This is a genomic window from Palaeococcus sp. (in: euryarchaeotes), assembly GCF_053987695.1.
Genome location: NZ_JBMXHE010000101.1, coordinates 1 through 20208, shown reverse-complemented (window position 1 = coordinate 20208; position 20208 = coordinate 1). Strand labels below are relative to the sequence as shown.

The window sequence follows — 20208 nt, the reverse complement described above, 5'->3', positions numbered from 1 at the left end:
GACGAGGAGATACGTATCTCGTGGATTTGAGAGGTAATTATCAAATATCGCCAGCCTGAAAATCTCGCTTTTTCCGCTCGCCGTTGGAGTTGTCACAACAACGTTTTTTCCCTCATAGAGGAGGCGGAGGGCTTCTGCCTGGTGCTCATAAAGGTTAAACCCCAATGCCCCAACTAGGTCATTAACTCCAGGATTTCTGAACTCAAAGGCGGCATAGGAGCCTTCCTTTGGGGGAAACTTCCTCAGAGCGACAAGCTCACTCTCTAGTTCTTCGAGCACTTTTTTCATGTTCTATACTCTGCTGCAACGTTTTTAAAGGTTTAATCCTATATTGGGAGCATGAGCTACAGAACATTGAGGGGTTGCCGTGTGGAAAGTATTATCGAAACGACTAAAGGGAGGCTTCGGGAATAGTTATATAAGCATCTGGGTTAAGTTAACTTGGTGAGTAATGTGAAAGCCGAGAGAGCAAAAGAAATTTTGTTTAACCTTCTGAAGATACCTTCCCCCTCGGGAAAAGAAGATAGGGTCGCTCTTCATATCATGGAGTTCCTCCACAGACTCAACTATGATGTGCACATTGAGAGCGATGGCGAGATAATAGACCTGATAGTCAACCCAGGAGCCGAGCTCTTCTTCGAGGTTCATATGGACACCATACCCATTAGAGCTAAACCGTTCATAAGAGGGAACATAGTCTATGGGACGGGAGCAAGCGATATAAAGGGAGGGGTGGCAGCAGTTCTTTTGATGCTCGAGAACTTAAGAAAACTGAACAGTGATTTAAACGTGGGAATAGTATTTGTCAGCGATGAAGAGCATGGGGGGCGTGGGAGTGCACTCTTCATGGAGCGCTACAAACCCAGGATGGCAGTTGTTCTCGAGCCGACTGATTTGGAGGTTCATGTAGCCCATGCTGGGAACATAGAAGCATACTTTGAAGTGGATGGTAAGGAAGCGCACGGTGCATGCCCCGAAAGCGGAGAAAATGCAATAGAGCTCACATACAGGATGATTGAAGAGCTGAAATCCCTTGAACCTTTCAAACAGAAGGGTAAGTATTTCGATCCCCACATAGGTCTCCAGGAGCTCATATGTGAAAATCCTTACTATCTAATCCCCGCACTTTGTAAAGGACGTTTTGAAGCTCGTTTGCTTCCAGAACAGGAAGTGGAGGATATTCTAGATTTATTTGAGCCAATTTTGGATGAATACACTTTGAGGTATGATTACACGGAGATATGGGATGGCTATGAACTTGATGAAGATGAAGAGATAGTGCAGATAGCAAAACGGGCAATGGAACTAACAGAAATCGAGGATTTTGGAGGTATGAGAAGCTGGACGGATGCAATAAACTTCATGTACAACGGGACAAAAACGATCGTCTTTGGACCGGGAAATCTTGATATCTCCCACACAAAAAACGAGCACATAGATGTCAGGGACATAGTAAGTGCCAGCGAATTTTTAATGGCAATAAATGAAATATATGGAAAAGAGGGTTAATTAGTGCTTCCATTTGTCCTTTCGATGTTTTATCCTTTCTCTGACGTGCTCTCTTATGAGCGCTTTCTCTTCGTGCATGATATCTTTTAGTATCTTTTCTGCCTCTTTTGCAAGTTCAAAGGCTTCTCCATATTTGCCCTCATCATAGGCATTTTTTGCCTGCTCCAATGTGGCATTGGCTGCTGTGACGTTCATTCCGAGCTCATCAAAACGCTCGATTATCCTCTCAACTTTCATTATCTCAACTTCCGCCCTTATCTGGAGATTCTTATGGAACCTCTCCTGAAAGTCTTCGCTCGCAAACCTTATCACAACTTCAGCATGTGCCTTTGCAGCTATTGCCTGTCCATATGCTTTTCCATACTCGCTCTCATTATAGGCTTCCATTGCATTATTAAGCTCCTTCTTTGCGAGCTCTAAGAGTTTTGGAGCACTTGGATTTGTGGCGTTATCTATCAGGCTTTCAGCTAGGGCAGTCTTGTTTTGGGCTATCTCTATGGCTTCCCATGCCATCTCTGCTGTTATATTCTCATTTTCCTCTGTAACGTTTTGAACCTTTTCTCTTACCCGCTCCCTGATTCTCTCCGTTATATTGGCCGAGAAGGGCGTCTTTATTATGATAACTCCTGTAACCTTCATAATCCCTAGGATTTTTGTTTGGTTGTCGGTGTTGTTGGCATTAACGTAAATCGGAAAGACCTTCTTCGAGTTCCCTATCTTTTTTATTGCTCCCATGTCCCGTCCATTCGCTATGACGATTTTAACATCCTTCAGGACATCCGGGTAGTTCTGCATCACGTATTCAAGCACCTTGATGTTCGTTTCATATCTATCTAAACCCCAGATCCTGAACCATGTTATATTCAGGTTCTGGAGATCATCCTCGTAGAGCTTTGGAACTGCTGCCGGTCCTCCTATAATGAGCACACTATCCGGTGCGTAGCTTGCTATCTCTGCCGTTATGTTTGAGTCATAGATTCCCCATGGAGTTACCACAACAGAGACGTTGAGGTTCTCAGCCAGCTTCTCGGCTAAGGCATAATCGGCTTCATTATCGCTTACCAAAATCACCAAGTTCATGTTAACCGCTGCGTCTGCTTTAATCATGGGCACTGAACTTGCTAAAACCAAAAGACCAAACAGCATTGCAAAGGCTTTTTTCCACATCATACCTATTCACCTCACTGTTTTATATCTAAAAACATCTATTTAAGCTTTTTTCATGAAATCGTTTACACAGATTCAAGTTTGTTCACAATAAAAACCCCACAGTCCTTTTTTCCATCCACACCGTTAAAAAAAGTTTGTAAACGTTTATCAGCGTTTAACGGAGAGTATATATGCTCAAAACTTAGAATGGCTTATCCAAAGGAGATTTTTCTGTCAATTAATCTCTACCATGTTGGAGAGTTAATCCAGCAATTTAGATTTTCTTTAGAAAGATGTTTTGGGTCTTCCTAGAGGTGTCCTCTATTCATCGTTCTATTCCGGATTTCCATTCAACTAAACTTCCACCGCTGGTTAATCCAACAACTTTAAATTTTCTTTAGAGAGATGTTTTTGGGAGATATTTTTGGAGGTGTCAATGATGAGATATAAACCCGAAGAGCTGACAAAACTTCCGAGGAGTGTCCAGTTTAAAAGTGGCAAAGTTATACTCATTGATCAGCTTCTGCTCCCAAGGGAATTCAAACTTGTAGAGATTGGGAGTGTTAGAGAAGTTGCTAGGGCTATAAAGACACTCCAGGTGAGGGGAGCTCCGGCAATTGGGGCAACTGCAGCCTACGGGCTGGCTTTATTGGCGGAAAAGAGCAGAGCAAAGAATAAAGATGAGTTTTTCGATGAGTTTTTCGAAGCCTATGATGTCCTAAAAAAAACACGTCCAACAGCAGTTAATCTCTTTTGGGCACTTAACAGGGTTAAGAATCTGGTGGAAGAACATCGAGAGGATTCTCTGGACGAGATAAGGAGTCTAATCGTAGGGGAAGCCCACAAGATTGCGGATGAAGATGTAGAGGCAAATTTAAGAATGGGGCACTTTGGGGCGGAAATTCTTCCTGAAGGGAACGTATTGACTCACTGCAATGCGGGAAGCCTAGCTACGGTTCATCTTGGTACTGTAGGTGCGGTTTTAAGGGTGATGCAAAAAGAGGGGAAGCTCAATCTCTTGTGGGTGGATGAGACGAGACCCGTGCTTCAGGGGGCCCGCTTATCTGCATGGGAGTATAACTACGATGGCATTCCTCTTAAGCTCATAAGCGACAACATGGCAGGCTTTGTAATGCAGCAGGGAAAGGTAGATGCTATAATAGTGGGAGCGGATAGAATCGTTGCAAATGGTGATTTTGCGAATAAGATAGGGACTTATTCCCTTGCGGTTCTTGCAAAAGAGCACGGAATACCCTTTTTCACGGTAGCACCGTTGTCCACAATTGACATGAGCCTCAAGAGTGGGAAGGAAATTCCAATAGAGGAGAGACCGAAAGAGGAGATTTTAACGTGTGGTGGATGCAAGATAGCCCCTGACGTCGATGTTTATAATCCCGCCTTCGATGTAACTCCGCATAAATATCTAACGGGGATAATAACGGACAGGGGGGTAGTTTATCCGCCCTTTGAGCGCAACCTGAAAAAACTACTCAAAGTTTGATTTTTAAGTTTTTTCGACAATGTTTATATAACCTGAAGACGAGTAGCCCTTAGGTGGTGCAAATGAAGTACGGTGAGCTGAGGGAGGAAATCAGGGCTGCATACGCAAACATTAGAAGCATGGATGACTACAGATGGGACTTGTTTGGGGATAAAATTATAGGTGTGCACAAAAAAAGCGAATTACCTGTTAGAGTTAGATTTGCCCCGAATAGAGAAGAAGCAGAAAAAATGAGTGTGGATAAGGAAAATTACGGTATCGATATTATAGTTGTTCCTGAAAGAAGGACTTTCTATATTGACAATGGAGCCTTTATTCTGAGCAACAACTTTTTGCGTTCTCTCTTAGTGGACATAAATGACCACATTGTATGGCATGGATTCAAAATCATTGAAAAAGATGGAAAACTCTTTCAGGAGGATTTCTATGAATACCTCGGAGGATTGATGGTGGAGCACATAAGAAACAATATGATAAGCGGACAGGACTACCTTCTATGGCAGTTCTACAAGTGCGAGAAGTGCGGGAAATACGTTGATATTGATAGTGTGGTTAAGCACATGCAGAAGCATGGAGTAAATCCCGCCGATAAAAGCGAGGAGAGTTATGAGGTCTTCGAGCTCAACTTCATAAAAGCCAAGGTCTTCAACAAGTTCGGCAAGGAGGTCAAGGAGGCTCAATTCAGCGATGAGGCTAAATCCTTCATAAGGGACATGTTCAAGGGAATTAAACCCTTATAATATGATCTCGAAGAATAATTTATAATTTCTTTTCATTTAATTTCAACGCTCATCCAGGTATTCTGGCTGATGTTAGTTCTGAGAACCACTCCCACCTGTTATTCAATACTAACGCCAGAAAGTCCAAATAATCCTGCAACCACCTGAAACTGACACCACGATACTTCCTCAGAAAACTGTGCTTGTTTTCACATCGTTTGTAATTACTCCGGTCATGATAAGTGCTTGGGAGAAGAAAACTTAAAAACCCTCCAGTCACAATATGCAGATAACCAATTTCAAAGACGTTATGGGGGGATCTCCCATGATGTCTGTGAAGGAAGTCCTGGGCAATATTATGGAAGGCTCTGTGGTAAGCATAATTTATGACCGATTTTCTTCAGCATGGGTAATTGGTTTGGCAATAGTCTCCTGGTTCATCCAGAAGGGGGATTTTGGTATCATATCCAATCACAATCTGCCGGTTTCAAAGCTTGCGGATGCGTCCCGATTCGTGGGCTTTGATTTGAGGAAGGCACTTAGAGAAGATAATCTTGCAATTATTGATATTTTTGGCTCGAGATATGGAAATAGGGAAGAGCTGAAGAATGTATTCTATTTAGATACGGTTGATCCAGAAACCATAAATCCCAAGATTTCCATGATATACTCAAATCTCAAGCCCCTTATGAAAGGGAAGCCAATAATAAGGCTCGTATACACCCTCGATGGAGCGGCGCTTATTCTTGGAGAAGATGAAACATTAAAGATTCTCAATCAAACATTAGCCCACAGAAGCAGGGAACTGCCCAGTTCAATCATGATCCTGCCTGTGAATAAGGATGTCGTATCCGAACGCTTTGTCTCATGGATAGCGTCAATAAGCGATTATGTTTTAGTGGGAACATCGGAAGTTACGAACAGAGGGCTGGTTGAGAGATTTCATTTAGTGAGGTCTCCTATGGAATGCTTTGAACCTACAACATATGATTTCAAAGTTTCAAAGGAAAGAAAAGTAGAGAGGCTTAAATTTAAGAAGCTTAGCCCATAATTCAAGCCGACAACACATGATTTCAAAGAAAAGAAAAGTAGAGAGGCTTAATCAGCCCCTGAATTTGGGTCTCATGCTCACCAGCAGGGGCAGGGGCCTCGGTTTGTAGGGGAAGCCTTCCGTTTTTTGTTTTATCTCCTTCATGAGGTCTTCAATCTGCATTTCATACTGTTTCCCATCCTCTCTCTTTCTGACCGTTATTGTGTTTTGCTCCTTCTCTTTCTCCCCCACGACAATTATGTAGGGCACCCATTCCTTCTCCGCCCTTCTTATCTTCTTGTTTAGTCTCTCGCTGCTGTCATCCACATCAACTCTAATCTTAGCCCCTTCAAGCTTTCCTGCAACATAGAGAGCATAATCTATGTACTGGTCGCTAACAGGGACAACCCTGACCTGTATTGGGGATAGCCACAGGGGATACATAGCTTTCTTACCCTTTGCTTGGAGCTTTGCCTGTTTTTCAAGCATTGCATACATAACACGCTCGATTGCTCCGCTCGGAGAGCAGTGAAGGATTAGCGGATATTCCTCTTTTCCTTCCTCGTTGTAGAACGTAACCCCGTAGCGTTTAGCGTTTTCAACATCTATCTGCACCGTGCTCAAAGCCGCCGCCTTATCGAGCGTATCGACGAAGTTGAACTCGAATTTGAGCACGAAGTAGAAGAATCTCTGCTTCCACATCTCTATAAGAACGGGCTTTCCGATTATGTTTGCCAGATCCACTATGAATTCCTTGTTTTCATTCCAGAAGTCCTCCGTGAACCTTATTGCCACTTCATAATCATCGGGTGTTAATCCAACCCCTCTAAGCACCTCCATGCTGAGCTTGTACTGTTTCTTGAACTCCGCTTTTGCCTGCTCCATGTTCTTGGCAACCGTATGCATATCGGGCATCGTAAAAGCCCTCAACCTTCTCAAACCGCTTAGCTCACCGCGCTTTTCTCTTCTAAATGAGTACCTTGTGAGCTCATAGAGCCTCAATGGAAGATGGCGGTAGCTTATTGTCATGTCCCTCTTCATGAGGAACTGCCCGAAACATGCTGCAAATCTAAGGAAATACCTCTTATCACCGCTTAAAACTATGTACTGCCTTGCAGGGAATCTGTTTAAGTAGCTCTTGAGCGCAGGGTGTTCGAAGTCATACATAATCGGCGTCTCAACCTCCATGGCACCGTACTCAATAACCTTCTCGCTGACATAGTTCTCGAGAAGCGATTTTATCAAGCGTCCTTTTGGATAGTAGCGGAGGTTTCCAGGATCGCTCCCCTCTTCATAATCCACCAGTTCCTGCTCGAGCATTATTCTAACATGGGCGGGCTCCTTCTCTGCCACACGGCTCTTGCTTATCTCATAGTTTGCAAACTTTTTGAGGTTCTCATAACCCGTGAAGTCGAATTTATCCACATCCACGAGCTCTCCTTCGGGTGTGAGGATGTACCAGTAGCTAACAAGCTCTTCCTCTTTTTTAAGAGCTTCTGAAACTTCCTCCTCTTTCTTCTCACCGCTGGGCACTATTGTCCTCGACAGCTCTGCCAGCGGGTGTCCCTTGCATGATATCTTGAAGGCTTTGTAGTATCCAAAGGGAGCCCTCCTAACGTTAAATCCTTCTCCCTTAAGTCTCTCTTCAATCTCCTTAAGAACCTCGAGGGCTACTTCGGGCTTTCCAAGATCGCTGCTCAAGTGTGCGAAGGGATAAACGAATATATTTTCGGCTTTAACCTGGGAAGCAACATTCTTAATTTCCTCAACTGCCTTTTGAACCACTTCCTCGGGGTTCTGCTCATCCACCTTCTCCACGCTCATAAATGCCGCCAGAACTTCTTCAAGCCTCCCTCTCTTCTGAGCTTCACTTATCTCTTCGGGCTTTGAGAGGGCCTTATCCTTAACCTCATACTCCAAATAATCGCTGTGTATCAGCAGCATTCTCATTTTTTACCACCGCCTTAACTTTAAGAGTGCTGATAAAAATACTTTTTGGCAGAGGTTATAAATTTAGCCATCGAAACTTTCTTATTCCAAAGAGCTTAAACAAAAGAGGGCGGTGGTTAAATGAAGGATCGAACTAAAAAGATGATCTATGTTGCCATTATCGCGATTTCACTCGTCGGGTTGTTCTGGTATTCCTATAACGAAGCCTCAAATGATGCGCTTAACGATTATATAGGGGATGAAGTTTGGTATGTTCCCGCAGCCAGGAATATCCTGCATCTCCTGGGTGTAAACCTCCACTACTTTGATGAAAACACTTCCTCCTACGGTGTTAACATAATCCTCCCCGAGTACAATAAAACAGTGATGAAACTCAAAGTCTGGCGCATCGCACAGGAGCTGAACTACACCGTTTATACCCCCTATCAAAACTTCCCTGCAGTCTACTATGAAATTCCCGCGGAGAATTATAATAAATTCCTAGAAAGGATTTCCAGATACAACCTCACAATAATCCCTGGATTCAAATATCCTGATAAAGAGAACATCCAGAATTATCTGAATACGGAGCATCCATACCTTGCCAAGGGGATAATATCCATTGGAATGCTCATAGAGGATAAACCTTTATGCTGGCGCCTCCCGGGTATGATAGAGCACCTTTTAATCGCAGTTTTAGTGTTTCTGAGCGCCTATGAAATCAGCAAAAGTTATCTTGCCTCATTCATAGCCTTTTTCTTTGTTGTTCTGGATCCCCTTCTCTTTGCAACGAGCGTAGCCGCAATGCTCGACATCCATTTGGCATTTTTTACGGCTCTCTTTCTTTACTTCATGGTCAGGGGTAGGGACGGGCTTGGAGGAATATCGATTGGCTTAGATGGTGCAGCAAAACTTAATGGGGCATTTCCCTACCCCGTGCTTTTCATAAAGATTCTATGGGATTGGTTGAAGGGTAAGAGTACCCTGCTGAATGCCTTTTATAAGGGGATTATCCTTCCGGGGGCCGCATTTCTCTTGGCAAATCTGCCCGCTATGGTGGCTATTGGGGCTGAGAAATGGATTAGAGAACTTTTGGGTTCTTTCAAGTGGCATTTAAGCTTTAAAGGGGAACATCCTGCCAATTCTCCCTTCTGGCAGTGGTTCATAAACGAAAAACCCTTTGCGTTCCATTACAATCCCGATATATTCGCCCATAACGACCCGATTCTACTTCTCTCAATGATACCTATGATCATAGCAATACCCTATGCGGCAAAGAAAAGGGGCAAGATATTGATTCCTTTTGGAGCATTCTGGAGTATCATTGGGTTTTATGCTCTTCAGTGGATCCTTGGGGGCAAGACACAGTTCAGCTTTTATGCCACACCCTTGGTTCCGGCAGCTGCAGTGGCACTCGGAGTTTTTGCCTATGATGTGATAAAGTGGGAGTACTTTGAGAAGTCCTTGAAAATGTACTGGGAGTGGATTACGAGGGCATTTAGAGAAGTTATAATGCTCTTTAAGGGACGTGAAGGACAAAAAGAGGACACAAAAAATTTAAGAAGCGATGAAGGCAATGACATCTGTGATTCATGACGCCTTCTATAATTTTGTGGGGTGAGAGCATGATTGAATTGTTGAGTGCGACACTATTAATGGTTATCATGATTGATCCCAGTGATAAGATACTCCTGATAACGCTCCTCAAGGAGGATTTCCATTTGGAAGACATAAAGCAACTTATAGTAAGAGCAAACTTTATCGGACTTTTGCTCTTGGTAATATTTGCTGTTGCTGGTAAAATCATACTTCAGGATATTTTCCACATCGAACTCGATGCACTAAGGGTGGCAGGGGGCTTTGTACTATTTAAAATAGGTCTTGAGGCACTGGAAGGGGGTGGAATGGTTACATTAAAGAAAGAGAAGAATATCCTTGCTCTAGCCGCTGTTCCGGTGGCAACTCCTCTAATAGCAGGTCCAGCGGCGATAACAACGGCAATTACCCTCACTGCAGAACAGGGTATAACGGTGTCAATCGGAGCCACATTCTTAGCCATCCTTTTTACAGCGTTCATAATGTTTATAACCCTCTATATTGCCGAGAATGTAAGTAAAACTACCCTAGGTGTCTTCATACGTATTATAGGTCTCTTTACCATGGCTATTGGAGCCCAAATGATGGTTCAGGGTGCTGGGGGGATTCTCGTTAAGATACTCCTCAACACCAGCTAGAGACAAGTTTTTAAGGTCTCCTTTCTTTTTCCTCTTAGGTGGAGAATATGACAAAGCTGGAACTAGCGAGAGTCAAAGGAACGAGAGATCTCCTTCCCGAGGATATGGTGAGGAGAAGATACGTTTTTGAGAGCATAAGGGAAGTTTTCGAAAGATATGGCTTCAGGGAGATTTTAACGCCAACATTTGAGTACACTAAGCTCTTTCAGCTGAGAAGCGGTGAAGAAGTTGTAAACCAGCTCTATGCTTTCGAGGACAAAGGGGGAAGAAACCTTTCTCTAAGACCCGATTTAACTTCAAGCGTTGCAAGACTCTTTGTAAATTCATTCCAGACAGCACCAAAACCTCTTAGATGGTACTACATTACCAACATGTTCCGTTATGAAGAACCCCAAAGTGGACGCTTGAGGGAGTTCTGGCAAGCGGGCATTGAGCTAATAGGCTCTTCAAGAATTGAAGCAGATGCTGAGGTGATAGCTCTCCTGATAGAGTCATATATTGCCACCGGTCTCAAGGAATTTACGGTTAATATAGGGGACAGGCTCCTCCTTGACGAGTTCGCAAGGATGCTCGGTGTAAAAGACGATATCGGGCTGATGCGTCTCATCGATAAGAAGGATAAGATGGAGAGGGAAGATTTTATTGGAGCTCTTAAGGAATTCGGGCTCGATGATAATGGAGTTGAAAAGGTTTTGGCTTTGATTGAGCTTAAAGGAAAACCCGATGAAGTTCTGCCCAAAGCGTATGAACTCTTTAGGAGTGATGAAGCGAGGGAGGAGCTGAAGAAGATAGAGGAAATTTTTGAGCTTTTAAAATCCTATGGGCTCTACGAATATGCCCTGATAGACTTTGGAATTGCTAGGGGATTTGACTACTATACAAGCATAGTATTTGAAGCCATAGCTCCCAACGACCTTGGAATAGGTTCCATAGGCGGTGGAGGCAGATATGACAATCTCATAGAAGTTTTTGGGGGAAAATCCACTCCAGCAACAGGTTTTGCCATAGGTATAGAGAGATTGATTCCAATCTTGGAAAGCAAAGGTCTCTTACCCGAATTTAAGATTGGAAGCGATGTTTTCGTAGCATACATAGGAAAGGAGCTTGAGATAAGGAAGAAAGCCGTGGAAATAACCCAAGCTTTGAGAAGAGAGGGACTAAAGGCGGAATATGATGTGCGGGGGAGAAAGCTTAGAAAAGCTCTGGATTATGCAAATGCATTGAATATCCCGTGTGTTGTGATTCTCGGAAAGAGAGATCTCGAACAGGGCAGGGTTACTATAAGGGACATGGAGAGCGGGGAGCAGTTTGAAGTTCCTCTCAATGCGATAGTGGAAAAGGTTAAAGGTCTACTGAAGAAATAAAAATGGTGGTTGAAATGATGCCCATGAAAGGTATGAACCCAAAGCAGATGCAGAGGATGATGAAGCAACTTGGAATAAGGATGGAGGAGCTGGGAGGAGTTAAGGAAGTTGTGATAAAGCTTGAAAACAAGGAAATTATAATTAAGGAGCCGGGAGTTACAGTGATAACTGCCATGGGTGAAAAGAGTTACCAGATAGTTGGTAAAGAGGAGATTAGAGAAATTTTGAACATAAGCGAGGAAGATATAAAACTCGTCATGGAGCAGGCAGGGGTAGACTACGATAGCGCTAAAAAAGCATTGGAAGAAACAAAAGGAGATTTAGCAGAGGCTATCCTGAAGCTTCAGGAGTGATCACTCCTCCCCATGCTCCTTTTCAAATGCTTCTATCGCTTTCATTAGAGGTATGAGATGCATTAGAGCGGGTCCTCCTGCCATCAGAACCGCTACTAAGCCTGCTTCTACGAGTTCTTCCTTCTTTGCACCTGCTTCAAGTGCCTTCTGTGTATGGAGGTATATGCACCACTCACAGCCAGCAGCTATCCCAAGTGCCAGAGCTATCAGTTCTTTTTCCCTCGTGGTTAGGGCTTTGGTTTCGACAACTTCTCTAAGGAACCTTGAAAATGCGGCCATCTCTTTGGGATGGTTCTTTCCCAAAACTCCTAAAAGCTCCTCTATTTCCTTAAGTTTGATGCTAACATCCTCCCCGTTCATGGAGTCCACCGGTTTAACTTTAGAACAGAGCATATAAAGGCTTATTGGGAACCAAAGGTTTTGAACTTTTAGTATTCTTTAGCTGGATACGTTTTCCAGAATTCTGAAAATTATCTCCTTAGCGGGCTTGGGGAGGATTTCCAGCTGTTTCTTTAAAATCGGAATTATTGGATCAAACATATGCATCCTTTCTTTGGGAATTTTTCTGGACATGGATTCGAGGAGATAAAAAGCGTGCACCATAGTTTTCCGATTCTTCAGGAAGTGCGGCATTCTCTCCATAACTTCCAATGCAATTTCATCGCTCCATCTCTTGCTGAAATAGTACTCAAAAAAGTTTAGAGCTGCAATGTTGGAGGTTTCATCCTTTGAATGGAGCCATTTTCTCATCACATCCACAATGCTCCCATCAATTTTTGTCAGATTGGCAAGCGCTCTAACCGCTTTTATCCGAATCCAGCTGTTTTTGCTTTTTGCTATATTGAAGAGCTTTGGAATCAACTGGGAGAGCTTTCTCATCTCCACCTCATCCAGTTCTTCAGAAAGTTTGTATATCTCCCTCAGGGCGTCCATTCTCTTTTCTTCCTCATCCAGCATCTCCAGTATACTTTCAACCTTCAATTTCCCCATCCTTTCAAAATATTCTTCAAGCTTGGGGTTGCCTTTTCCTTCCTGTTCACCCTTCCACTGCTCCATCATTCTTAATGCCTTTGGGGTTTTATGCCTCGGAACCTTAAATTCATGAAGCAGTGGGGGCTTTCCCTTTTCCGATATTTTGGGTTTTGGAAGGGCGTAAACTGGATGGGAGAGCACTAAACCCCCTATGCGGGATGGTTTATTCAAGACTCTCTCCAGCACCTCACTGAGCCATTCCAGTGTGTATTTATCCCCAATGCTTATGGCGAGGTCGATTGCCTCCATATACATGCCCCTGCTCAACAGCTCGTTTATTTTTTCAATCGCCTCTTCTCTTCTTGAACGGTAGTATTCGGAGAAAATACCCTCCAGAAGAGTTATAACCTCCTGTGCTTTCTTTCTTATTATCCAGTCTTCTTTTTTCAGGAGCTTTTTAACCTTTGTGAGTATAACTGGCAATTTTTCGATATCTTCCTTTGTCAGGGGGAGGTATGCCAAACCCTTAATGGTCTCTAGGACAGACTCAACGATATAACTATCCTCCCTTTCGAGCAGCGCGGGAATTTTAGATATGAGCTTTTTGATTAAATCTGTATTTTTTGAAGATCTAGCCAGGTTATACATGATTTTCATACATGCTGCAGTTATATAGGGATCATCGGAAGCTGTGGATATGTCTAACATGGAAATAACATCTTTTGAGGGATTTTCAAGGATCACATTCTCAAGAACCTCCGCAATATAGGAATGGGTGAGCTCATTGTTGGAGGAGGTTATGATATCCCTCATTTTTTGAGAGAGTAATATGAAATCTTCATTTTTTAAGGAGACCCCCATTATTAATGCTTTCAATGTTTTCAAAGCCTGTAACTTTAGGCTTTCATCCGTGGTTCCGGCAATGTCCAAAATCTTTCCCAGCGATTTTTTAATGAGTTTTTCTCTTTCTTCCGGACCCATCTTCTTACAGATGAGCTCAAGTGCCTTTAAAGATCTCTTCTTAACATTATCATCTTTATCATCCAAAAGCTCAACAAGAGCATAGATAACCCTCTCATCTTTTCTTGCCATATCTACTACATCCAGCATACGCCAAGAAGTCAAGGTTTCCTTTATTTTATCCTTTAAGTTCGATTTTCCAAATATCATAGGCATTTATATATTGAATTTATAACTTTTAACCCTTTCTCGCAGCACCCAAGATACTGTTAAGGACTTTTGATAATGATCTTAAAAGATAATAAAGCTACACCATTGCCATGATTATCCTAACAGTACCAGCACCCAAAGACCTAAATATCCTTAAGAAAATCTCATGAACGATGAAGGTTGTAGGAGTAATTAGACACTCTCAAAGGAAGAGGATAAATAGGGAGGAATTCAAAGAGCTATTGACCAGTGCTGGCTATGAAGTTCTGGAAATTGTAGAACAGGTCAGGGAGGAGAGCCCTCGCTATAACATTGGCAGGGGAAAGCTTGAGGAGATAAAGAACCTTGTTGAGGAGCTCAAGCCCGAGAAGGTCATATTTGCGAACCGTCTAACGCCTTCCCAGGCTTACAACCTATCAAAAGAGCTTAAAGTGGATGTAATGGATAAATGGCAGCTCGTTCTGGAAATTTTTGGAAAGAGAGCTCATTCAAAGGAAGCCAAGCTCCAGGTTGAGCTGGCAAATCTTGAATATGAAATGCCCCTCGTAAAGGAAGCCATAAGAAGGATAAAGCTCGGAGATAGAGCAGGGTTTAAGGGTATGGGTGAGTACCAGACGCAGCAGTACCTCAAGCATATTCGCTACAGGATGGGCCGCATAAGAAAAGAGCTCGAACGGGTAAAAGAGGATAGGGCCGTGAAGAGGAAGCGGAGAGAAGAGGTAGGATTTATACTCCTTGCCCTAGCGGGATACACAAATGCCGGAAAATCTACACTTCTGAATGTCCTGGCAGGAGAAGAGCTGGAAACCAGAGATCAAATGTTCACGACACTCAGTACAACCACAAGAAACTTTAAGGTAAAGGGAAAAAAAGTTTTAATCACAGATACTGTGGGATTTATAGACAATTTGCCTCCTTTCATAGTTGAGGCATTTCATTCAACACTTGAGGAGATAATTCAGGCGGATATAATTCTCTTGGTTCTTGATGTGAGTGAGCCATGGAGTGAGATAAAGAGAAAGTTCTTAGCATCCATTCACGTTCTTAGAGAGCTGAAGGCTCTGGATAAACCCCTAATTGTTGTGCTAAACAAGAAGGATTTAACTTCAAAGGAGGATGTGGAAGATAAGAGGAAAGAAATTCTGAAGTTGAGTGGGGAGAGGGGAATCGCTCTTGATGGTGTGGCATCGGTCTCCGCCATGGAAGGCGATCTTGAGGAGCTTTTCAAAGTTTTAAATGAAGTTATACTGAACCTTCCCAAATTCCGCGTGTTTAGCATTGTTGTTGAGGATAGCGAAACTGTTCCAAAGGTGCTATCCCTTTTGAGGGAAATAGGGGAAATAATTGACGTCAAATATGGAGAAAAAACCCGGATAATCGCGTATATTCAGATGGGGATGATAAAAGAACTCACAAAGCTAGGAATTGAAATACGGGCGAATTAGAGAAATCCGGCAAAAGAGAAGAGCTCGAAGAGTGTTAAGGCTATGAAGATTGCCGTCAGAGGTGTGGCAACCCAGCCAAAGATTATGTCTTTTATTATGCCCCTGTTTATACCCTGTCCCGTAGCTAGCCCAACACCCATAACACCACCCACAATAGCCTGACTTGAGCTCACAGGGAGACCTAAAATGTTTGCAGCGCTAACCGCCATTGCAGAACCGAATTGAGCGGCAAATGCCGATATAGGTCCCAATGAGGTTATTTCCTTTCCAACAGTGTGCATAACGGCATAGCTGAATGTGAGGGCACCCAGAGCCAGACTTAAAGCACCAAAAATTCCGGCCATTTTAGGCCCCATGAATCCGGCGCCCACAATGGGCCCTGTGGCATTTGCGACCTCATTTGCTCCAAAGTTGAAAGCCATATACGAGCCGCCCATTACGGCAAGCCATTTGTACAGGAGCTCAATGTTTCTGATGCTTTTCATCCGGTTTATTATCTTTCCATAGATTTTGTAAAGGATTGCTGATACAAACGCTGCAATTAGGGGAGATAGTATCCATGCTCCAGCTATTTTTGTGAGGGTATACCATTTTAGAGGAGCGTTTATAGCAATCCCAACTCCCACAACACCTCCTATTATCGCTTGGGTCGTCGAGACGGGAAGCCCTTTGATGGTGGCTATCGTGACCCAAACTCCCGCAGCTAACAGCGCTATGATGGCGAGATGGAGGGTTAAATATCCTTCGGGAATAATACCCTTTCCTACAGTTTTCATGACTTTGTAACCCTCCAGATATGCCCCAACCAAAACAAAAACGGCTATGGTAAGGGTGGCTTGCTTGAAAGTTAATATGTTCGCCCCCACGGCTGTACCCATAGCATTTGCACTATCATTGGCCCCGATATTCCACGCGATATAGAATCCCACTGCAAGAACCGCCATTGCTAATGCTTCCATCCTTCATCCCCGCTCTGGAGTTTGATATATAGACTATATAGTTGAAGCTCCTGTTTTAAACTTTTCTTAAATGTGTGCATTCTTTACAAATGTAAAATGCCTCATTAGTGAAAGGTAGTGCTGATTTATATACATTAACCATAACTTGTGTTCACTTTTACCCAAAGACACTTGCCGAAGACGTTTTCTTTCTATACCGAAAACTAAATAAATGCTTTTTATCAACAAAACATGAAAACTTATTGGGAGGAAGAGAAAATGATAGAAATCCGTTTTCACGGTAGAGGTGGACAAGGTGCTGTTACAGCTGCCAATATATTAGCAGGTGCTGCATTCGCAGAAGGCAAATACGTCCAAGCATTCCCGTTTTTTGGCGTTGAAAGGAGAGGTGCTCCAGTTACAGCATTTACAAGGATTGATGAAAAACCGATTAGGATAAAGACCCAGATTTATGAACCCGATGTTGTTGTGGTTCTAGATCCTTCCCTACTTGAGGTCGTTGACGTCACTGCAGGTCTCAAGGAAGGGGGAATAGTAATCGTAAACACAGAGAAAACAAAGGATGAGGTTCTCAAGTCTCTGAAAAAGAAGCCAAAGAAACTGGCAATAGTCGATGCTACAAGCATAGCCTTGGATGTTCTCGGACTTCCAATCACAAACACATCTATTCTCGGCGCAATTGCTAAAGCGACGGGCGTTGTAAAAATTGAGAGCGTTGAAGGTGCTATTAAAGACACATTCTCAGGAGAACTAGGAGAGAAAAACGCAAAGGCTGCGGCAACAGCTTTTGAGAAGACGGACATTTATGAACTTTGATTTTCCTTTACTTCAATTCATTATCAAATAAGTTTGTAGTTCAGCAAATGGAGGAGGGATTTAATTTGAACACTCTATTCGGAGCCAAAAAGGAAGAAGCAAAGAAAATTGCACTCACTTCCGAGAAGGAGTATCCTGAAGCTCCTATCTCTCTTGAAACCACTTTATCCAACTTTACGGGAGATTGGAGGACATTCATACCTGAAATTAACGAAGAGAAGTGCGTTAAGTGCTACATATGCTGGAAGTTCTGCCCTGAACCTGCCATATACATAAAGGAAGATGGCTACGTTGCAGTGGACTACGATTATTGTAAGGGTTGTGGAATCTGTGCAAACGAGTGCCCAACAAAGGCAATAACCATGATAAGAGAGGAGAAGTGAGGTGGGAGCATGAAGAAAGTTTTAAGTGGAAACTATGCGGCTGCTTATGCTGCCAAGCATGCAAGAGTTGAAGTTGTGGCTGCTTATCCAATTACTCCCCAAACTTCAATAATTGAAAAAATCGCCGAATTTTTAGCGAATGGGGAGGTAGAGAATCTTCAATACGTTCCGGTTGAGAGCGAGCACTCAGCTATGGCTGCATGTATAGGCGCATCAGCTACGGGAGCTAGAACCTTTACGGCAACATCAGCCCAAGGTCTTGCCTTGATGCATGAGATGCTCCACTGGGCAGCGGGGGCAAGACTCCCCGTAGTCATGGTGGATGTTAACAGAGCCATGGCACCACCATGGAGTGTTTGGGATGATCAAACTGACTCTCTAGCTCAAAGGGACACAGGATGGATGCAGTTCTATGCCGAGAACAATCAGGAAGTCTATGATGGGGTTCTGATGGCTTTCAAAATTGCTGAGAAGGTCAACCTTCCGGCAATGATCATCGAGAGCGCTTTTATACTTAGCCACACCTACGATATTGTTGACATGCCGGAGCAGGAAAAGATAGATGAATTTTTACCACCAAGGAAGCCCCTCTACACACTTACAGACTTTGACAATCCAATATCCGTAGGCTCATTGGCAACTCCAAATGATTACTATGAATTTAGATACAAGATTGCTAGAGCTATGGAAGAAGCCAAAGAAGTCATCAAAGAGGTCGGAAAGGAGTTTGGAGAGCGTTTTGGTAGAGATTATTCACAGATGATTGAGCTTTATAGAACAGAAGATGCAGAAATAGTGTTCATGGGACTTGGCTCACTTATGGGCACCGTTAAAGAAGCCGTTGACGTCCTCAGGAATGAGGGATACAAAGTCGGTGCAGCAAAGGTCAGATGGTTCAGACCCTTCCCCAAGGAGGAGCTTTATGAATTGGCTAAAAATGTCAAGGGAATTGCAGTTCTCGACAGAAACTTTTCATTCGGACAGGAAGGAATCCTCTTCAACGAAGCCAAGGGGAGCCTGTATAATACAGACGCAAAGCCCCTCATGAAGAACTACATAGTTGGACTTGGAGGAAGGGACTTCACGGTACAGGATGTGAAGAAAATCGCTGATGATATGAGGGCTCTCATCAAGAAGGGCGAGATAGACAAGGAAATTGATTGGTTCCACTTAAAGAGGTGAGAAAGATGGAAATTCCCGAAAACGTTAAAAAGAGATTATCCCTCCCAGCTGAAGAGTACTTCTATGCCGGACACACCGCCTGCCAGGGATGCGGTGCAGCCCTTGGACTTAGGTACGTGCTCAAGGCTTACAAAAATAGAGCTATATTTACAATTCCAGCATGCTGTTCTACAATTATTGCTGGAGCATGGCCATACTTGACTTTCGGTGCTCCCCTATTCCAGACAGCTTTTGAAACAACGGGTGCTGTCATCGGGGGAATAGAAGCGGGCTTAAAAGCCAAAGGATACAAGGTCAAAGGCGAAGATGGAATAATGGTCGTTGGATGGGCTGGAGATGGAGGTACTGCGGACATAGGTCTCCAAGCACTGAGTGGATTTCTTGAGAGAGACCACGATGGTCTTTACATAATGTATGATAATGAGGCTTACATGAACACGGGAATCCAGAGATCAAGCTCCACACCAAAGGGCGCATGGACCACGAACACGCCCGGAGGAAAGAAGCACTTCCTTGAGCAGAAACCAAAGAAAAAGGTCATTGACATAGTCATTGCCCACAAACCGGCCTATGCGGCTACGGCAAGCATTGCTTTCCCCGAAGACTTTATAAGGAAGCTCAAGAAGGCACAAAAAATAAAGGGTGCCAGCTTCATACAGCTCTTTGCTCCATGTCCAACCGGATGGAGAAGTCCAACGGATAAATCAATCGAACTCGCCCGCTTAGCAGTTCAAACAGCATACTTCCCGCTATTTGAATATGAGGGTGGGAAGTACAAGATAAACATGCCGAGCACCAAGAAGGAGCCGAAACCTCTCGAAGAATACCTCAAGCTTCAGGGAAGATTCAAATACATGACCAAAGAGGACATAGCCGCACTTCAGGAATGGGTGCTCAGGGAATGGGAGGAACTTAAGAAGAAGGCTGAGATGTTTAAGTGAGCCTCCCCTTTAATTTTATAAAGGTTGGATATGAACGTTGGTAGAGGTGGTTGGAATGGCTGAAAGTCCGTTTAAGGAGGAAATTGAGAGGGTTGAGAAGGAGTATAGCGAAAAAATGACTCCTGGAGCAATTGTCTATATCCCCGGAAGCAGTGTGATAAACAAAACTGGGTCTTGGAGAGTTTTTATGCCTGAGTTCAAAAGGGATAAATGTGTAAGATGCTATCTATGCTATATCTACTGCCCTGAACCTGCCATATACTTGGATGAAGAGAACTATCCGGTATTTGACTACGATTATTGTAAGGGTTGTGGAATCTGTGCAAACGAGTGCCCAACAAAGGCAATCGAGATGGTTAGAGAAGTTAAGTGAGGTGGTATAAATGCCGATGAGAAAGGTTATGAAAGGTAATGAAGCTGCTGCCTGGGCCGCCAAGCTTGCAAAACCAAAAGTTGTTGCTGCATTCCCAATTACACCATCAACACTCGTTCCCGAGAAGATTAGTGAGTTCGTTGCAAATGGAGAAATGGATGCCGAATTCGTAAAGGTTG

General features: G+C 43.5%; 20 protein-coding genes and 2 pseudogenes. 15 read left to right on the top strand and 7 right to left on the bottom strand.

The features are described from left to right. Nucleotides 1-288 (bottom strand): DEAD/DEAH box helicase (locus tag ACXJGZ_RS08125; protein ID WP_456399006.1); only part of this gene is annotated, 288 nt, incomplete at its 3' end. Nucleotides 289-453: 165 nt separating this feature from the next. Here ACXJGZ_RS08125 and ACXJGZ_RS08120 point away from each other — a divergent pair. Next, nucleotides 454-1509: a M20/M25/M40 family metallo-hydrolase gene (locus tag ACXJGZ_RS08120; RefSeq protein WP_456399004.1), complete on the top strand. Its 1056-nt coding sequence runs from the start codon at nucleotides 454-456 to the stop codon at nucleotides 1507-1509. Here ACXJGZ_RS08120 and ACXJGZ_RS08115 read toward each other — a convergent pair whose 3' ends face one another. Then, nucleotides 1510-2679 carry a cell wall-binding repeat-containing protein gene (locus tag ACXJGZ_RS08115; RefSeq protein ID WP_456399002.1) on the bottom strand — a complete coding sequence of 390 codons (1170 nt, stop codon included), beginning with the start codon at nucleotides 2677-2679 and terminating at the stop codon, nucleotides 1510-1512. 415 nt (nucleotides 2680-3094) lie between these two features. Here ACXJGZ_RS08115 and mtnA point away from each other — a divergent pair, with 415 nt between their 5' ends. Further along, nucleotides 3095-4159: an S-methyl-5-thioribose-1-phosphate isomerase gene (mtnA, locus tag ACXJGZ_RS08110; protein WP_456399009.1), complete on the top strand. Its 1065-nt coding sequence runs from the start codon at nucleotides 3095-3097 to the stop codon at nucleotides 4157-4159. A 62-nt stretch (nucleotides 4160-4221) separates the two neighbouring features. After that, nucleotides 4222-4899, top strand: a complete 678-nt coding sequence (locus ACXJGZ_RS08105; protein ID WP_456320863.1) for a TBP-interacting protein — start codon at nucleotides 4222-4224, stop codon at nucleotides 4897-4899. 49 nt (nucleotides 4900-4948) lie between these two features. On the opposite strand, the pseudogene ACXJGZ_RS08100 reads toward ACXJGZ_RS08105, so the two are convergent. Next, nucleotides 4949-5092, bottom strand: a pseudogene (locus ACXJGZ_RS08100) (IS1595 family transposase); the annotation flags it as partial. Between the two features lie 111 nt (nucleotides 5093-5203). Between ACXJGZ_RS08100 and ACXJGZ_RS08095 the strand changes: the two are divergent. Continuing rightward, a complete protein-coding gene (locus ACXJGZ_RS08095) occupies nucleotides 5204-5929 on the top strand; it encodes a hypothetical protein (RefSeq protein ID WP_456399000.1) in 726 nt (241 codons plus the stop codon). A 51-nt stretch (nucleotides 5930-5980) separates the two neighbouring features. Here ACXJGZ_RS08095 and ACXJGZ_RS08090 read toward each other — a convergent pair whose 3' ends face one another. Next, complete coding sequence (locus ACXJGZ_RS08090) at nucleotides 5981-7858, bottom strand: threonine--tRNA ligase (RefSeq protein WP_293257193.1); 1878 nt, start codon at nucleotides 7856-7858, stop codon at nucleotides 5981-5983. 120 nt (nucleotides 7859-7978) lie between these two features. Between ACXJGZ_RS08090 and ACXJGZ_RS08085 the strand changes: the two genes are divergently transcribed. Genes ACXJGZ_RS08085 through ACXJGZ_RS08070 form a run of 4 tightly spaced genes read left to right on the top strand, consistent with a single transcriptional unit; the run spans nucleotide 7979 to nucleotide 11788 of the window. Further along, nucleotides 7979-9433 (top strand): phospholipid carrier-dependent glycosyltransferase, encoded by a 1455-nt coding sequence (locus ACXJGZ_RS08085; RefSeq protein ID WP_456398998.1) that lies wholly within the window; start codon nucleotides 7979-7981, stop codon nucleotides 9431-9433. 29 nt (nucleotides 9434-9462) lie between these two features. Beyond that, nucleotides 9463-10071, top strand: a complete 609-nt coding sequence (locus ACXJGZ_RS08080; RefSeq protein WP_293257187.1) for a MarC family protein — start codon at nucleotides 9463-9465, stop codon at nucleotides 10069-10071. A gap of 47 nt (nucleotides 10072-10118) precedes the next feature. Beyond that, the gene (hisS, locus tag ACXJGZ_RS08075) at nucleotides 10119-11435 is read left to right on the top strand and encodes a histidine--tRNA ligase (RefSeq protein ID WP_456398996.1); all 1317 of its coding nucleotides are present in this window, start codon (nucleotides 10119-10121) and stop codon (nucleotides 11433-11435) included. A 23-nt stretch (nucleotides 11436-11458) separates the two neighbouring features. After that, entirely contained in the window at nucleotides 11459-11788 is a 330-nt protein-coding gene (locus ACXJGZ_RS08070) for a nascent polypeptide-associated complex protein (protein ID WP_456320888.1), read from the top strand. On the opposite strand, the gene ACXJGZ_RS08065 is transcribed toward ACXJGZ_RS08070, so the two are convergent. Next, nucleotides 11789-12148 carry a carboxymuconolactone decarboxylase family protein gene (locus ACXJGZ_RS08065; RefSeq protein ID WP_456320859.1) on the bottom strand — a complete coding sequence of 120 codons (360 nt, stop codon included), beginning with the start codon at nucleotides 12146-12148 and terminating at the stop codon, nucleotides 11789-11791. Nucleotides 12149-12226: 78 nt separating this feature from the next. After that, the gene (locus ACXJGZ_RS08060) at nucleotides 12227-13936 is read right to left on the bottom strand and encodes a hypothetical protein (RefSeq protein ID WP_456326371.1); all 1710 of its coding nucleotides are present in this window, start codon (nucleotides 13934-13936) and stop codon (nucleotides 12227-12229) included. 167 nt (nucleotides 13937-14103) lie between these two features. Here ACXJGZ_RS08060 and hflX point away from each other — a divergent pair, with 167 nt between their 5' ends. Then, the gene (gene hflX, locus ACXJGZ_RS08055; RefSeq protein WP_456320857.1) at nucleotides 14104-15375 is read left to right on the top strand and encodes a GTPase HflX; all 1272 of its coding nucleotides are present in this window, start codon (nucleotides 14104-14106) and stop codon (nucleotides 15373-15375) included. On the opposite strand, the gene ACXJGZ_RS08050 is transcribed toward hflX, so the two are convergent. Beyond that, entirely contained in the window at nucleotides 15372-16334 is a 963-nt protein-coding gene (locus ACXJGZ_RS08050) for an inorganic phosphate transporter (protein WP_456326372.1), read from the bottom strand. The genes hflX and ACXJGZ_RS08050 overlap by 4 nt on opposite strands. 258 nt (nucleotides 16335-16592) lie before the next feature. Here ACXJGZ_RS08050 and ACXJGZ_RS08045 point away from each other — a divergent pair, with 258 nt between their 5' ends. The 6 genes and pseudogenes from ACXJGZ_RS08045 to porA (ACXJGZ_RS08020) form a co-directional block, all read left to right on the top strand. Beyond that, complete coding sequence (locus tag ACXJGZ_RS08045; RefSeq protein ID WP_293257176.1) at nucleotides 16593-17150, top strand: pyruvate/ketoisovalerate ferredoxin oxidoreductase subunit gamma; 558 nt, start codon at nucleotides 16593-16595, stop codon at nucleotides 17148-17150. 65 nt (nucleotides 17151-17215) lie between these two features. Beyond that, on the top strand, nucleotides 17216-17533 hold the full coding sequence (locus ACXJGZ_RS08040) for a 3-methyl-2-oxobutanoate dehydrogenase subunit delta (RefSeq protein WP_293257199.1): 318 nt from the start codon (nucleotides 17216-17218) through the stop codon (nucleotides 17531-17533). A gap of 9 nt (nucleotides 17534-17542) precedes the next feature. Further along, nucleotides 17543-18715 (top strand): pyruvate ferredoxin oxidoreductase, encoded by a 1173-nt coding sequence (gene porA, locus ACXJGZ_RS08035; protein ID WP_456398992.1) that lies wholly within the window; start codon nucleotides 17543-17545, stop codon nucleotides 18713-18715. A gap of 5 nt (nucleotides 18716-18720) precedes the next feature. Beyond that, complete coding sequence (locus tag ACXJGZ_RS08030; RefSeq protein ID WP_456398990.1) at nucleotides 18721-19656, top strand: 3-methyl-2-oxobutanoate dehydrogenase subunit beta; 936 nt, start codon at nucleotides 18721-18723, stop codon at nucleotides 19654-19656. 55 nt (nucleotides 19657-19711) lie between these two features. Beyond that, complete coding sequence (porD, locus tag ACXJGZ_RS08025) at nucleotides 19712-20029, top strand: pyruvate synthase subunit PorD (RefSeq protein ID WP_456398988.1); 318 nt, start codon at nucleotides 19712-19714, stop codon at nucleotides 20027-20029. 10 nt (nucleotides 20030-20039) lie between these two features. After that, a pseudogene (porA, locus tag ACXJGZ_RS08020) lies at nucleotides 20040-20208 on the top strand (pyruvate ferredoxin oxidoreductase); the annotation flags it as partial.